Here is a 461-nt window from a genome sequence, read left to right as displayed (position 1 = left end):
GTTTCCTCTTTCAAAATGCTCTTGACCTGTGCTATCGTCCACGCATAGGCTTTTTCTGCGGGCGCACCGGCGTAGATATTAGCGAAAGTCCCGTATCTTTCATAGTTCAGCCAGCCGGGGGTAGGTACTTTTTCTTCCACCAGAATCCGTGTAATGCTGGCGGCACCCCTCCCGTGTACTGCAAGGTCAAAAATCTTCTCTACAATCCAGCGTGTTTCCGGGTCGATCAGAAGATGACCTTTTTTGTCCGGGTCTTTTACATACCCCAGCGGTGCATAGGCTCCATAGTGTGCGCCATTGGCAAATCTTGTGCGCATGGCAGCCTTGACCTTTTTGCTGGTCTGTCGGGCGTGCATTTCATTCAGGATGTTTAAGAATGGGGCAAGCTCGCTTTCTCCGTTGATGGTGTCCACATTGTCATTGATGGCAATGTAGCGTACTCCCTTGCTGGGGAAATAGAT

General features: G+C 50.3%; 1 protein-coding gene. It reads right to left on the bottom strand.

Going from position 1 to position 461, the window contains the following annotated elements; all coding sequences use genetic code 11:
• Positions 1–461, bottom strand: a 461-nt coding sequence (locus GPK88_RS19915; protein WP_215708074.1) for a recombinase family protein, incomplete at both ends; no start/stop codon positions are given.

The sequence above is a fragment of the Blautia sp. MCC269 genome, from assembly GCF_018785655.1.
In the GTDB taxonomy this organism is placed as follows: Bacteria; Bacillota; Clostridia; order Lachnospirales; family Lachnospiraceae; genus Blautia_A.
This window is presented reverse-complemented; position numbering and strand designations above follow the sequence as displayed.